11 protein-coding genes are annotated in these 12,937 nt (G+C 63.4%); 7 read left to right on the top strand and 4 right to left on the bottom strand.

Annotation, left to right across the window (positions count from 1 at the left end; all coding sequences use genetic code 11):
• Nucleotides 1–86 precede the first annotated feature (86 nt).
• The 7 genes from P2T68_RS23605 (at nt 87) to P2T68_RS23575 (ending at nt 7,217) form a co-directional block, all read left to right on the top strand.
• Entirely contained in the window at nt 87–1,865 is a 1,779-nt protein-coding gene (locus tag P2T68_RS23605) for an acyl-CoA dehydrogenase (RefSeq protein ID WP_069075676.1), read from the top strand.
• A gap of 217 nt (nt 1,866–2,082) precedes the next feature.
• Entirely contained in the window at nt 2,083–3,111 is a 1,029-nt protein-coding gene (gene pstS, locus P2T68_RS23600; RefSeq protein ID WP_069075677.1) for a phosphate ABC transporter substrate-binding protein PstS, read from the top strand.
• Between the two features lie 74 nt (nt 3,112–3,185).
• Nucleotides 3,186–4,151, top strand: coding sequence for a phosphate ABC transporter permease subunit PstC (gene pstC, locus P2T68_RS23595; protein ID WP_024074655.1), 966 nt, complete (start codon nt 3,186–3,188; stop codon nt 4,149–4,151).
• Nucleotides 4,151–5,062 (top strand): phosphate ABC transporter permease PstA, encoded by a 912-nt coding sequence (gene pstA / locus P2T68_RS23590; RefSeq protein ID WP_277378365.1) that lies wholly within the window; start codon nt 4,151–4,153, stop codon nt 5,060–5,062. Before pstC ends, pstA begins: the two co-directional genes overlap by 1 nt.
• Nucleotides 5,063–5,138: 76 nt before the next feature.
• Nucleotides 5,139–5,900 (top strand): phosphate ABC transporter ATP-binding protein PstB, encoded by a 762-nt coding sequence (gene pstB, locus P2T68_RS23585; RefSeq protein WP_017847588.1) that lies wholly within the window; start codon nt 5,139–5,141, stop codon nt 5,898–5,900.
• A 31-nt stretch (nt 5,901–5,931) separates the two neighbouring features.
• Nucleotides 5,932–6,630: a hypothetical protein gene (locus tag P2T68_RS23580; protein ID WP_024074658.1), complete on the top strand. Its 699-nt coding sequence runs from the start codon at nt 5,932–5,934 to the stop codon at nt 6,628–6,630.
• A complete protein-coding gene (locus tag P2T68_RS23575) occupies nt 6,630–7,217 on the top strand; it encodes a hypothetical protein (protein WP_024074659.1) in 588 nt (195 codons plus the stop codon). The genes P2T68_RS23580 and P2T68_RS23575 overlap by 1 nt, the downstream gene beginning before the upstream one ends.
• Before the next feature lie 250 nt (nt 7,218–7,467).
• Here P2T68_RS23575 and P2T68_RS23570 read toward each other — a convergent pair whose 3' ends face one another.
• From P2T68_RS23570 to P2T68_RS23555, 4 genes are all read right to left on the bottom strand, one after another.
• On the bottom strand, nt 7,468–8,808 hold the full coding sequence (locus P2T68_RS23570) for a cytochrome c (protein WP_277378364.1): 1,341 nt from the start codon (nt 8,806–8,808) through the stop codon (nt 7,468–7,470).
• A gap of 16 nt (nt 8,809–8,824) precedes the next feature.
• The gene (locus P2T68_RS23565; RefSeq protein ID WP_277378363.1) at nt 8,825–11,056 is read right to left on the bottom strand and encodes a xanthine dehydrogenase family protein molybdopterin-binding subunit; all 2,232 of its coding nucleotides are present in this window, start codon (nt 11,054–11,056) and stop codon (nt 8,825–8,827) included.
• Nucleotides 11,056–11,511: a (2Fe-2S)-binding protein gene (locus P2T68_RS23560; RefSeq protein ID WP_024074662.1), complete on the bottom strand. Its 456-nt coding sequence runs from the start codon at nt 11,509–11,511 to the stop codon at nt 11,056–11,058. The genes P2T68_RS23565 and P2T68_RS23560 overlap by 1 nt, the downstream gene beginning before the upstream one ends.
• 298 nt (nt 11,512–11,809) lie before the next feature.
• A complete protein-coding gene (locus P2T68_RS23555) occupies nt 11,810–12,853 on the bottom strand; it encodes an LLM class flavin-dependent oxidoreductase (RefSeq protein WP_277378362.1) in 1,044 nt (347 codons plus the stop codon).
• Nucleotides 12,854–12,937 lie beyond the last annotated feature (84 nt).

Raw genomic sequence — 12,937 nt, 5'->3', positions numbered from 1 at the left:
TGGGTTTTTGCCGATGGCCGTCTGGGTCAATCGCCAGCGGCGAAGGCGGTAGCAGCCTGTCTAACGAGTCAACGAGGAAAGCAGCAATGAGTGGTTATGCCCATCCGTACCGCGATACCGAATTCGTGCTGGAGGAATTGGTCGGGTTTGAGCGGTTATGCGCGAGCGCCGGGCTTCAGGATGTCAATAACGAGCTGGTCTCGGCCATTTTGAGCGAGGCCGGCCGCTTGGGTTCCGGCGTGCTGGCACCGCTCAACCGGGTCGGCGATACCCAGGGGGCGCGGTTGGGCGAGCAGGGTGTGCAGGAAACGCCGGGGTTTGCCGATGCCTATCGGCAGTTCCAGGAGGGCGGCTGGCCCTCGTTGACGGCGGCGGAGCAGCATGGCGGGCAGAACCTGCCCAACGTGATCGGCACGGCCGTCAATGAAATCTGGCACAGCGCCAATATGGCGTTCGCCCTGTGCCCGATGTTGACCCAAGGCGCCATCGAGGCCATTGCCCATCACGGCTCGGCCGAACTGCAGGCGCACTACCTGCCCAAACTGGTCAGTGGCGAATGGACTGGCACCATGAACCTCACCGAACCGGATGCCGGCTCCGACCTGGCCGCGATCAAGAGCCGGGCGGTCCCCCAGGGCGATCATTACCTGATCAGCGGCCAGAAGATCTTCATCACCTGGGGCGACCACCAGATGACCGACAACGTCGTGCACCTGGTGCTGGCGCGGTTGCCAGAGGCTCCGGTGGGCGTCAAGGGCCTTTCATTGTTCGTGGTGCCGAAGTTCTTGCTCGACGCCCAGGGCCGGCCAGGTGCGCGCAATCATGTGCAGTGCATTTCCCTGGAACACAAACTGGGCATTCATGGCAGCCCCACCTGCGTGATGAACTTTGGTGACCCCGAAGGGGCCGTCGGCTATTTGCTCGGTGAACCGCACACGGGCCTGGCCTGCATGTTCACCATGATGAACCACGCCCGCCAGAGTGTCGGGTTGCAGGGGCTGGCGATTGCCGAACGGGCCTACCAGCAGGCGCGTCAATACGCCAAGGACCGCCTGCAAGGCTCGCGTAAGGACGGCAGCCGTTTCTCGATCATCCACTTTCCGGATGTGCGCCGGATGTTGTTGCAGATGAAAGCGTCCATCGAAGCCATGCGCGCGTTGGCCCTGGTGGCCGCGGCGGAAGTCGACCGTGCCGCGTGCGCAGCCACGGCAGACCTTGCGCGCGAGCATCAGGGCCGGGTCGACCTGTGGACCCCGATCGTCAAGGGCTGGCTGACCGAGCTGGCCCAGGAGGTCACCTCCCTGGGCGTGCAAATCCACGGCGGCATGGGGTTTATCGAAGAGACCGGCGCGGCCCAGCATTATCGTGACGCCCGTATCCTCACCATTTATGAAGGCACCACCGGTATCCAGGCGCTTGACCTGGTTGGGCGCAAGACCCTGCTGAACCAGGGCGAGCTGTTGAACAACCTGCTGGATGAAATGCATGAAACCGTCGAGCAACTGCACCGCATCGACGCCCTCGCGTACCAGGCGGTGACGCTGGAGGCCGCACTCGGGGCCGGACGCCAGGCCTTGTCCCTGTTACTCGACCAGGCCAAACACGATGGGGATTGGGCGGGCAGCGTCAGCGTTAACTACCTGATGCTGTTCGGCTACCTGTCGGGCGGCTGGCTCATGGCGCGCTCGGCGGTGCAGGCGCATGCGCGCCTGGCCGCCGGCACGGGCGACGCCAGCTTCCTTGAAGCCAAGGGCATCAGCGCACGTTTCTATGCCGAGCAACTGCTGCCCCGCGTGCACGCCTTGCTGGCGGCGATCAGCGCCGGGAGCGCGAGCATCATGGCGTTGGAGGAAGAGCAGTTCTGACCGCCGCGTTGTAGCGTCTGCAGCCGGGGGTACCTCACGGCTGCAGACGCCATTGGCCAGGGCGGCGTCAGTTGCATGTGTTATGAGGTAATAACGTCGAAATTGGCCGCTGTGGCGATAAATGGGGACAAAAACGCTGCCTGCCATTCAACATTCATAAAAACGTAACAACACTGCTGCAAAGTTCGGGAGCCCTTAAACACAAGGAGTTCCCTTAATGAAAAGCTTGATGAAGTCTGTTGCACTCGCCGTTACGGTATCGCTGTGCGGCACCACGGTGTTCGCTGCCGAGAGCGTCCGCCTGACCGGCTCCGGCGCCAGTTTCCCTGCACCGATCTACCTCACCTGGTTCAAGGACTTCAGCAAGAAAAGCGAAGGTGTCACCGTGGATTACCAATCCAAGGGCAGCGGCGCGGGTGTACAGGACTTCCTGAATAAAACCGTCGACTTCGCCGCCAGTGACTCGGCGATGAAAGACGAAGACATCGCCAAGGTCGCCGAAGGCGCGCAGTTGCTGCCGATGACCGCGGGCGAAATCGTGCTGGCCTACAACCTGCCGGGCAACCCCAAGGGCCTGAAGCTGCCACGGGATGTGTACTCCAACATCTTCCTGGGCAAGATCACCAAGTGGAACGATCCGCAGATCGTCGCCGCCAACCCTGACCTGAAACTGACCGATACGCCGATCACCGTGGTTGTGCGTGCAGACTCCAGCGGTACCACGGCGGTCTTCACCAAGCACCTGGCAGCGATCAATCCGCAGTTCCAGAAAGAGCTGGGTGAGGGCAACACCGTCAACTGGCCAGCCAGCGACAAATTCATCAAATCGCCCAAGAACGATGGTGTGACCGCCACCGTACGCCAGACCCCGGGCGCTATTGGCTACATCGAATACGGCTTCGCCAAGCTGGCCAAGGTTGACTTTGCCCAACTGCAAAACAAGTCCGGTCATTACGTCGTGCCGAACGCCGAAAGCGGTGCCGAAGCCCTGGCCGCGGTGAAAATGCCGGAAAGCCTGGTGGCCTGGCTGCCGGACCCGGACGGTGCCAAGTCGTACCCGATCACCTCCTACACCTGGATGATCTTCCGCAAGCAGAACGGCAACCCGGCCAAGGCCAAGGCCATGCGTGAAATGGTCGAGTACAGCCTGACCGAGGGGCAGAAAATCGCCGACTCGATGGGTTATATCCCGCTGCCGAAATCGGTCGTGGACCAGGTTCGCAAAGCGTCCGCCAACATCCAGTAACGCGCTTAGGGCCTCTCTCGGTGTGTGCTGCCAGCCATGCCGGGAGCGCTTCCCCCCTGTTCCGGAACTCGCCAATGAACACACCTTTTGTCGTACCGGTTAACCCGGATTCTGCCTGCCAGCCACCGTCTACGAAGGATTTCCTGGTTGACCGGACCTTCCGTGCGCTTGCGCGAATAGGGGTGGTGCTGGTGCTGGCATTGGTCTTTGCCTTGGTCTTCGAGGTGGGACGCAAAGCCCTTCCCGGCATGGAAAAGCACGGTTTTGACGTATTGCTCGGCAGCGTCTGGGACGTCAACCAGGGCAAGTACGGCATTCTGCCGGCTATTTGGGGCACGCTGTACAGCGCCCTGATCGCCTTGTTGATCGCCGGATTTTTCGGCGTCAGCATGGCGATTTTCCTGACCCAGGACTTCCTGCCCGCCAAGCTGGCCGCCGTGTTTCGTACCATCGTCGAATTGCTCGCCGCGATCCCCAGCGTGGTGTACGGCCTGTGGGGCATCTACGTGGTGATCCCGGCCATTCGCCCGCTGACGGCCTGGTTGAACACTGAACTGGGCTGGATCCCGTTTTTCGGCACGTCCTTGAGCGGGCCGGGGCTGCTCCCGGCGGCGCTGGTACTGGCCATCATGATTCTGCCGACCATTGCCGCGGTGTCCCAGGACGCCCTGACCGCCGTGCCGATGAAAACCAAGCAAGCGGCCTATGGCATGGGCACCACCCATTGGGAAGCGATTCTCAAGGTGATGGTCCCGTCCGCCGCCACCGGTATTTTCGGCTCGCTGGTCCTGGGCCTGGGCCGCGCGCTGGGTGAAACCATGGCCCTGGCCATGCTGGTCGGTAACGCGAACAATATCTCCCTGTCGCTGTTTGCCCCGGCCAATACCCTGGCGGCCTTGCTGGCGCTGAACTTCCCCGAAGCCGGGCCGAACGAGATCGAGGTGTTGATGTACGCGGCACTGGTGCTGATGTTGATCACGCTGATCGTGAACGTCTTCGGCTCCATGATCATGATGTATGCCCAACGGGGTAATAAGTGATGACTGATCTCACTGCAGCAACCGACCTGACCGCGCCCGCAGGCGCGATGCCCAGCTTGCAGCGCAAGTTCGAAGGCCGCGCCCTGCGTAGCCTGGTATTGACCACCCTGGTCTGGGGCGGCGCGCTACTGGCCAGCGTGCCGCTGATCTCCGTGCTCTACATGCTGATCATGCGCGGCGGGGCGCGCCTGAGCCTGGAAGTGTTCACCGAGTTGCCTCCGACGGGGTTCGAGACGGGTGGTGGCTTCGGCAACGCCATGGTCGGCACCTTTGTGATGGTCGGTATCGCGGCGGCTATCGCCGTACCGGTCGGCATCATGGCGGCGATCTTCCTGGCCGAACTGGGGCCGGACAGCAAGCTGGCCAACGCCTCGCGCTTTGCCGCCAAGATGCTCACGGGGCTGCCTTCCATCCTGGCCGGGGTGTTTGCCTATGCCCTGGTGGTGATGACCACCGGGACCTACTCGGCCCCGGCGGGCGGCGTGGCACTGGCGGTCCTGATGCTGCCCATCGTGGTGCTGACGGCGGAAGAGTCGATGAGGATGGTGCCCAAGATCATGAAGGATGCGGCCTACGGCATGGGCTGCACACGCTCGCAGGTCATCTGGAAAATCGTCTTGCCCACCGGCCTGCCGGCGATCCTCACGGGCGTCATGCTGGCCGTGGCGCGAGCGGCGGGCGAAACCGCGCCGTTGTTGTTTACCGCGCTGTTCAGCAACTACTGGATCTACCACGACGGCAGCCTGGCCGTCATGAATCCGACGGCCTCGTTGGCCGTGCTGATTTACAACTTTTCAGGCATGCCCTTCGACAACCAGCTTGAGCTCGCCTGGGCGGCCTCGCTGGTGCTGGTCATGATCGTGCTGGTCGTAAATATCGTCAGCCGTATTTTCGGCAAGCCCAAGTATTGAGAACGGGAGCACCTGAATTTTGAACGTATCAACTGCGCAACGAGCCGCTCCGTTTGTCACCCAGGCGCCTGTGGTCATGGACTGCAAACTGGACAAGATTTTCTACGGCAACTTCATGGCCGTGCGTGACAGCCATGTGCCGATCGAAAAAAACAAGATCACCGGCTTCATCGGGCCTTCCGGCTGCGGCAAAAGTACCGTGCTGCGTAGCCTCAACCGCATGAACGATCTGGTGAAGGGCTTTCGCTTCGAGGGCCATGTGCATTTCCTCGGGCAGGACGTCTACGGCAAGGGCGTTGATCCAGTGGTCGTGCGCCGCTATATCGGCATGGTGTTTCAACAGCCGAACCCGTTTTCGATGAGCATCTTCGACAACGTCGCCTTCGGCCTGCGCCTCAACCGCTACAAGGGCGACCTGGGTGATCGCGTCAAGCACGCCCTGCAAGGCGCCGCGCTGTGGGATGAGGTCAAGGACAAGCTCAAGGTCAGCGGCCTGTCGCTGTCCGGTGGCCAGCAGCAACGGCTGTGTATCGCCCGCGCCATCGCCACCGAGCCGGAGGTGCTGTTGCTCGACGAGCCTTGTTCCGCGCTGGACCCGATCGCCACCCGCCGGGTCGAGGAACTGATGGTCGAGTTGAAGAAGGACTACACCATCGCGCTGGTCACCCACAATATGCAGCAGGCCATCCGCGTGGCGGACACCACGGCCTTCTTCTCAGTGGACATTTCCCAGGGCACGCGCACCGGCTACCTGGTGGAGATGGGCCCCACCGCGCAGATTTTCGACAACCCGCGCGAACAAATGACCGGGGACTACATCAGCGGCAAGTTCAGCTGACCCACTTATCCAACGTTTCTCAGGATTGCCAATGCCTGCAACACGTCGTCTTGATTTGCCCGCGATCGAACGCGCACTGCGTGAGGTACAGAGCCGCTTTGCCGAACTCAGCCGGCACTTTACCGAGCCGCGCGACCCCTTGACGGACGAAGTGCTGCACAACGTGCTTGAAGGCTACGCGCTGATTGACGATTATGTCGCTCGCGGCGTCGACCTGTTCGATCTGCAGCAACTGAACCTGATGCTGGAGATCAACGCCACCGTGCTCTGCGGCAAGGACCCGGTGCGTCGGCTGGAATACGCCCAGCACCTGGCGGCCACCGAGGAGCACTTTTTCAACAACGTTGAAGGTGGCATCAAGGACTTGTACAACTGGTATTGCGCGTATCGCAGTGAGTCCGTGTGGAAGCGTGCCGCGGGTGTGTATGTGCGCATCCTCAGCAAGCCGCAATTGTTCATCGAGGGTAACAACCGCAGTGGCTCGCTGATCGTCAGCTACTTGCTGATGCGCGCCGGGTTGCCGCCGTTCGTGCTGACGCTGGATAACGCCGAGGGCTATTTCAACCCGTCCTCGGTCATACGCAACTCCGCCAAGCATGGCGTCAAGGCGTTGTACGAATTGCCCAAGATCAAGAAAAAATACGCTGCGTTCCTGGAAGATAAGGCGCCTGATCCAATGAAGTTTTTCCTGAGCGACACCGCCGTGCCTGCCTATCAGGGAGGCCTTTGATGGGACGGTATTCAGTGACCGACACGCTCCAGCGCCTGTTCAAACGCCCGCGCATCCGTATCTCGTTTGATATCGATGACACATTGGCCTGCCAGCTCCACCATAGCGCCGTCGAACGCAGCCGGCTGCCGGCCTGTGTCCACCGGTTGCTCGGCGAGCCGCTGCGCCTGGGGACACGCGCCCTGACCCGCGAACTGCGCCGCCAGGGTTGCAGCATCTGGGTCTATACCTCGTCCGGTCGCACACCGTCCTATATTCGGCGTTGGCTCATGCTGTATGGCATCCGTGTCGACGGTGTGGTCAACAGCGTGCTGCACAACCGTGCGCTGACGGTGCATGGCCTGTCGAATACCCCCTCCAAATTTCCGCCGGCCTTCGATATCGACTTGCATGTCGATGATTCCGAAGGTGTGCGCAGTGAAGGCCATGACCATGGTTTCCGCGTGGTCGTGGTGGACCCGCAGGACGAAAACTGGGCACAGCGAGTGCTGGATGCCGTCGCTCATGTCCAGGCGCAACTCGCCCGGCAGCAACCGCTCAGGCACCCACAGCCTGCGCGACCACGGGCGCAAGTGTTCTCCTCCTGAGCATGGGTATCTGCTTTGGTGAGCGGGCTTGTCCTAATGCCGTTCAGTTAAGGCTTTTTTGTAGGAGCGAGCTTGCTCGCGAAGAACTCACAGGCGCCGCGTTCACTCAGGAAACACGCGTTATCGTTGACGTTTTTCGCGAGCAAGCTCGCTCCTACAGAAGGCGATGTACGCTTAACTGAACGGCATTAGGGCAAGCCCGCTCGCCACAACAAGCCTGCTTGCCGGGGCGATCGCCGGAATACGCCTTTCAGCGCATATGCAGAATAATCGGGCTGCTGCTGGCCGGGTCTGTATGCCCGCGCAGCTTGGCCACCGCCTTCGCGTCGACCGCGCCACCGCTGTTGCCCCAACTGCTGCGCACGAAACTCAGAACCTCGGCGATTTGCGCGTCGGTCAGTTGCTCGCGGAAGGCCGGCATGCGGTACGCGTCCGGCACGCCGGCGGCGACGACGCGTTGCGAGCCGTTGAGGGTGATGTTGATCGCCGAGGCGTCTTCCTTGGCCAGTGCCGAGGTGGCGCCGGCCAGCGGTGGCATCCACTCGGGTTGGCCCTTGCCGTCAAGGCCGTGGCAGGAGGCGCAGCGGGTCGCGTAGGTGTGCGCGCCGGGGGAGTCCGGGCGCGCTTCGGCGGTCACGTAGTGCCAGGGTGTGCCGTCGCGCTGCGGGTCGCCGGGCAGTGACTTGAGGTAGCGCGCGATGGCCGCCAGGTCGTCGTCAGCCATGAACTGGGTGGAGTTGTTGAAGGCTTCGGTCATCGAACCGTAGACCACCGCGTGTTGATTACGCCCGCTCTTGAGGAACTGCACGATCTCCGGTTCGCTCCAGCGCCCCAGCCCGGTGTTGGGGTCCTGGCGCAGGCTGGGGGCGTACCAACCGTCGAGCAGGGCGCCGGCGAGGAACGGCGCGCCGGATTCGTCGAGGGCCTTCTCGTTGAAAGCCAGGCCGCGCGGCGTGTGGCAGCTGCCGCAGTGGCCCGGCCCCTGGACGATGTAGGCGCCGCGGTTCCACAGCGCGTCCTGGCTGGGCTTGGCCGCGTAGGTGGCGGTCGGCGCGAACAGGCCGTTCCACAACGCGATGGGCCAGCGCATATTCAGCGGCCAGGGAATATCGCTGGGGATATTCGGCTGCTTGGCCGGTTGCACGCCATGCATGAAAAACGCGTACAGCGCACGCACGTCATCGTCGCTGAGCTTGGCATAGGACGGGTAGGGCATGGCCGGGTAGAGGCGTCGACCACCTGGCGCTACGCCGTGGCGCACCGCGCGGTCGAAGTCGGCCAGGCTGTAGGCGCCGATGCCGGTGCCCTGGTCGGGGGTGATGTTGGTGGCGTGGATAGCTCCCAGCGGCGTGGCCATCTCCAGGCCGCCGGCAAACGGCGCCTTGCCCGGCAGGCTGTGGCAGGCCACGCAGTCGCTGAGGCGGGCGACGTACTCGCCACGGCTGATCAGGGCCGGCTCGCTACTGGCGGCCGCTTCCTGTGCGAAGGGTGAAGCGGGCTGGCGGTTGACATACCAGGCCAGCAGCGCGGCGGCGACCAGGCCGGCCAGCGCGAGCCAGCCTACGGTTCTTGCGAATCGGCGGTTGTTCATGGGCGTTCCTTGTCGGTTAGCTGAAGGTGTATCGGCTCAATGGCAGGCTGCGGATGCGCTGGCCAGTCAGCTGCGCGACCGCATTGGCCACCGCCGGCGCCACGGCAGGCAGCGGTGGTTCGCCGATACCGCCCATCTTTTCGCCACTTTCGACGATCTTGACGTGCACCTGGGCCATGCGCGAAGGCGGCAGGATCGGGTACAGGTCGTAGTTGCGCGCACGTGGCTTGCCGTCCACGTACACCGCTTCCTCCAGCAAGGTTTGCGACAGGCCCAACGCCACGGCGCCATTGACCTGGGCCTCAATGATCGCCGGGTTGACGATGCTGCCCGGATCGATGGCTTCCCAGATCTGGTGCACCTTGACCTGGCCCTTGTCGATCGACACTTCGGCGATCACTGCGGCGTGGGAGCCAAACGGCGAAGCCATGGCCACGCCGCGCGCGCGTCGGGTGCCATCCTCGGCGGTGTAGGGGCCACGCTTCCAGCCACCGGACAGCTCGCCCACCGCGTTGAGCAAGGTGGTCAGCCGTGGGTTGTCGCGCAGCAGGTGCAGGCGCAGCTCAAAGGGATCGCGGCCGCCTTTGTCCGCCAGTTCATCAAGGAACGCTTCGTAGAAGAAGTCGTTGAGCGAATTGCCCACCGAGCGCCAATAGCCGAGCATGGCCGGGCCCTTGCCGTAGATCTGCGCGATGCGTTTGTTGGGGATGGCGTAGCTCTTGCCCGACAGCCCTTCAAGGGCCGTGGGGTCGAGCTTTTCGCCCTGTTTGCCGGCGATGGCTTCGGTGGGGCCTTCGGTGGCGCTGACTGCCTCGATTGCCACGGGCAAGCCTTCGGCGTCCAGCGCGGCGCGGAACTTGACCACCGCCACCGGGCGCAGCACATCGCGCAGAAACTCTTCCTCGCGGCTCCAGATCAACTTGATCGGACGGCCCACCGCCTTGGCCAGGGCGATGGCCTGCGGGTACGGGCTGGCCGAGTCATACAGGAAATGGCGGCCGAAAAAGCCGCCCAGCAGGGGCGAGTGCAGGTTGATTTTGGACGGGTCGAGACCGGCGCGCTTGGCGATGTCGGCGCGGAACAGGTCGGGCGCCTGGTTGGGCAGCCAGATGTCCAGCGTGCCGTCGGGGTTGAAGCGTGCCAAGGCCGACGGCGGCTCCAACTGAGCGTGGTTGACGTATTGATTGTGGTAGGTGGCTTCGACCTGGGTCTTGGCGCTTGCCAGGGCGGCGGCGACGTCGCCTTGGTTTTCGTCGTCGCGGGCCGGGCCTTGTTGGGCCGCAAGAAAATCACGGTACGTGTCGCTGGAAAAATTCGCCGGCATCACGCGCACGCTGGCATCGGCGGCAGCTTCCTGCCAGTCGACCTGGATCGCCTCGGCGGCGCGCTTGGCGTGCCACCAGCGTTCGGCCACGACGGCGACCGCCCCAGGCAGTTGATGCACCGAGTGCACGCCTTTCATGGCTTCGACCTGGGCCTGGTTGCGCAGGCCGCCCACGCTCATGCCCAGGCGCGGCGCATGCTGCACGGCGGCGTGGAGCATGCCGTCGACCTTCATGTCGATGCTGTATTGCGCCTTGCCGGTGGATTTGTCATAGGCATCCAGGCGCTTGACCGGCTTGCCGATCCAGCGGAACTGGCTCGGGTCGCGCAGGGTGATGCTGGCCGGGTCGGGCACCGGCATGTCCAGCGCGCGACTGGCCAGCTCGCCGTAGCCCAGTGAGCGGCCGGACGCGGCATGAACCACACGGCCCGGCTGGGTGGTCAGCTCGGCCAGCGGTACGCCCAACTGCTTGGCGCCGGCCTGCAACAGCATGGCGCGGGCCAGGGCGCCGAGGCGGCGCATGGTCGGGTAACTCATGCGCACCGACATGCTGCCGCCGGTAATGCGCATGCCGTTTTCCATCACCACATACGCTTCACCGGGCGGCGCGGCTTCGACGATGAACGTGGCGGGGTCGGCGTCCAGCTCTTCGCCGACAATCTGCGCCATCGCGGTATGGGTGCCTTGGCCACCTTCCATGAAGGGGCTGAGCAGGCGCACGCTGCCGTCCGGGCGGATCTCCAGGAACGCCGGCACCTGGGTGCCGCGTTCCGCCGTGGCGGCGGCCTGCACCCGGGCCGCGCCCAGCGGCAAGCCGAATCCGATGACCAGCGCGCCCACGGCCGTGCTGGCCAGAAAGCGCCGGCGCGACAGGTTGACGGGCTCGCTCAGCGACAGGTCGGGTAGCTCGTAGCGCGTGTTCATCAGGCATTCTCCTGCTTGGCCAGGTCATGCACTGCGGTACGAATGGCGTTATAGGTGCCACAGCGGCACAGGTTGACCATCGCCGCTTCGATCTGCGCATCACTCGGCGCGGGGGTATGCTTGAGCAGCGCGGTGGCGGCCATCACCTGCCCGGACTGGCAGTAACCGCATTGCGCCACTTGATGCTCGACCCAGGCGGCGACCACCCGCTGGCCCACCGCATCGGCCTCGATGGCCTCGATGGTGGTGATCTCGCGACCGACCACACCCGCCACCGGTGTGACGCAGGAACGCACCACGTTGCCGTCCACCAGCACCGAGCAGGCGCCGCATTGCGCCAGGCCGCAGCCGTACTTGGTACCGGTCAGCCCAAGGTCATCACGGATGACCCACAGCAATGGCGTGTCGGCGTCGGCATCGACCTGATAGGACTTTTGGTTGATTCGTAGCTCCATGATGCATGGCTCCGTGGCTCATCGGCTGATCTTCGGTCGGTGGGGCTTTTTTCTTATGCGAGCGACAGGCGCTCATTGTCGAACTCTAGACCAGGGGGCAAGGGCTATCTATCAAAGCGCCGATAAGTCGGAGGATCAGGCAAGTATTCAAGAGGATTGGGCGATCGCGGCGCGGCAGGCCGCTCCCGGTGCGGACCTGTTCGGCTTTCGGGGGGCGTCTGGTTGGGGGCGGTGTATCAGTTGGCAAAGCAGCCGTAGGCGTGGCGGAACATCCCCACCGGCCTACGGCTCATATCAATCAACGAAACGCTGGCACGACCTGCTCGATAAACAGCGCCAGGGATTTCTTCTTCTCGGCGTGGGGCAAGCTGTTGTCGCACCAGAAGCTGAACTCATCCAAGCCCAATTCCTGGTAGTACTTGATGCGCGGGATGATCTCTTCGGCGGTGCCGATCATCGCGGTCTTGTGCAGGCTGTCCAGTTCGAACTCGGGGCGGGCGGCGAATTTTTCCTCCGGGCTTGGCGCCAGGAAGCCGTTGACCGGCACCTCTTTGTTGCCGAACCAGGCATCGAAGGTGCGATAGAACTTGGAGATCGCCTTGGCCCCGACTTTCCAGCCCTCTGGATCGTCGGCGGCGTGTACGTGGGTGTGGCGCAGCACCATCAATTGCGGGCGCGGCACCGCCGGGTTGTTGTCCAGGGCGGCCTGGAATTTGTTCTTCAGGTCGAGCACCTCTTCATCGCCTTTCATCAGCGGCGTGACCATCACGTTGCAGCCGTTGGCCACCGCGAAGTTATGTGAGTCCGGGTCGCGGGCGGCGATCCACATCGGCGGGTTGGGCTTTTGGATCGGTTTGGGCACGCTGGTGGAGGTGGGGAACTTCCAGAGGTCGCCATCATGGGCGTAGTCGCCCTGCCACAGCGCGCGCACCACCGGCACCATTTCGCGCAGGGCCTGGCCACCGCTGGAGGCGGGCATGCCGCCGGCCATGCGGTCGAATTCCACCTGGTAAGCGCCACGGGCCAGGCCGACTTCCATGCGGCCGTTGCTGATCACGTCGAGCAAGGCGCATTCACCCGCCACCCGCAGCGGGTGCCAGAACGGCGCGATGATGGTGCCGGCGCCCAGGTGAATGGTGGTGGTCTTGGCCGCGAGGTAAGCCAGCAATGGCATCGGGCTGGGCGAGATGGTGTATTCCATGGCGTGGTGCTCGCCAATCCATACGGTGCTGAAACCACCGGCTTCGGCCATCAGGGTCAGTTCGGTCAAGTCTTCGAACAGCTGGCGGTGGCTGATGCTTTCATCCCAGCGCTCCATGTGTACGAACAGGGAAAACTTCATGACGCTTACCTCGGATCTATTGTGATCGGCCTGTCGACTGCGGGCCCTTGAATGCTCACGCCCTTGTGAAGCCTGCCAGTGATG

The sequence above is a fragment of the Pseudomonas sp. G11 genome, assembly GCF_029457515.1.
Taxonomy (GTDB): domain Bacteria; phylum Pseudomonadota; class Gammaproteobacteria; order Pseudomonadales; family Pseudomonadaceae; genus Aquipseudomonas; species Aquipseudomonas gorinensis.
This window is presented reverse-complemented; position numbering and strand designations above follow the sequence as displayed.

Bases quoted from the DNA above. Each gene is read 5' to 3' on its own strand.
- pstA (WP_277378365.1), top strand. From the start codon at position 4,151: ATGACTGATCTCACTGCAGCAACCGACCTGACCGCGCCCGCAGGCGCG.
- P2T68_RS23570 (WP_277378364.1), bottom strand. From the start codon at position 8,808: ATGAACAACCGCCGATTCGCAAGAACCGTAGGCTGGCTCGCGCTGGCC.
- P2T68_RS23605 (WP_069075676.1), top strand. From the start codon at position 87: ATGAGTGGTTATGCCCATCCGTACCGCGATACCGAATTCGTGCTGGAG.
- pstB (WP_017847588.1), top strand. From the start codon at position 5,139: ATGGACTGCAAACTGGACAAGATTTTCTACGGCAACTTCATGGCCGTG.
- P2T68_RS23565 (WP_277378363.1), bottom strand. From the start codon at position 11,056: ATGAACACGCGCTACGAGCTACCCGACCTGTCGCTGAGCGAGCCCGTC.
- P2T68_RS23575 (WP_024074659.1), top strand. From the start codon at position 6,630: ATGGGACGGTATTCAGTGACCGACACGCTCCAGCGCCTGTTCAAACGC.
- P2T68_RS23560 (WP_024074662.1), bottom strand. From the start codon at position 11,511: ATGGAGCTACGAATCAACCAAAAGTCCTATCAGGTCGATGCCGACGCC.
- pstS (WP_069075677.1), top strand. From the start codon at position 2,083: ATGAAAAGCTTGATGAAGTCTGTTGCACTCGCCGTTACGGTATCGCTG.
- P2T68_RS23555 (WP_277378362.1), bottom strand. From the start codon at position 12,853: ATGAAGTTTTCCCTGTTCGTACACATGGAGCGCTGGGATGAAAGCATC.
- P2T68_RS23580 (WP_024074658.1), top strand. From the start codon at position 5,932: ATGCCTGCAACACGTCGTCTTGATTTGCCCGCGATCGAACGCGCACTG.
- pstC (WP_024074655.1), top strand. From the start codon at position 3,186: ATGAACACACCTTTTGTCGTACCGGTTAACCCGGATTCTGCCTGCCAG.